Annotated in this window: 1 pseudogene; it reads left to right on the top strand. The window is 44.1% G+C overall.

Features of this window, described 5'->3' with window-relative positions:
• Nucleotides 1-911 (top strand): annotated as a pseudogene (locus R7Q46_RS25630) (cellulose synthase); the annotation flags it as partial.

Raw genomic sequence — 911 nt, 5'->3', positions numbered from 1 at the left:
ACAGCAGAAAGTGGTCGCTGAAAAAATAGCGAGCATCAAGTCGGAAGTTATTTTGACTCGTCTGCGGATCGCAATCGCTCAAAATGATCAGGCAACGATGAAAGCGTCCGTAGAGGAATTGATAGCGCTACAGCCAACCTCCCCATGGTTAAGGCTTGATATTGCTGATGTTATTCATTCAATGGGCGACAAAGTACGCGCGGATACGCTGATGTCCAATTGGGCTACATCTAGTAATGACCCTGAAATGAAATTTGCTTACGCGCTTTATCTCGCGCAGGACTTCAAAGTGAATGAGGCCATCGCTGAGCTAGAGAGCATCGCACAACATGACATGACAGACGCAATGCAGCGCAATTTAACCCGCTTGAAGCTTGATGCTCAGTTGAGAGACATTCAAACGCGTTACTTAGCTTCTCCTGAATCAGTAACGGCGACATTACGTGCGCTAGAGTCGGATTATCAAGGTCAAATTCAACCGCTCGCTCGTCTAGTGAGTGCGTGGTTAGACATTGATGAAGTTAAGGAAGCTGAGAGGATTTTCCAAAGCATTTCGTTTGCAGAAGATTGGTCAACCGATGACAAACTGGCTTACGGCAGCATGATGGTAAGCTTGAATCACTTTGAAGATTTTGATAGTTGGTATGCGAGCTTAGCATTAAATTCCGCAACACAAGATTTAAGTGCTTCGGAAGCATTACAGTTTGATGAACTCAAAACCCGTCGACTGTTGAGTCAAGCGGATCTGATGCTTGTTAATCAACAGCCTAAGCTTGCGTTGGATTTGTATGAACAAGTTTCTTTAAAGTCTGAGCCATTTAAAACTCAAGCAGAAATTGGCATGTTGCAAGCCAGTGCTTTGACTGGAGATGAAGCGACGTATCACGATATACACCTCATTTTGAATAAAA

This window comes from Vibrio sp. 811, assembly GCF_033339195.1.
Note: the sequence above shows the minus strand (reverse complement) of the source record. Positions and strands in the feature narration are given on the sequence as shown.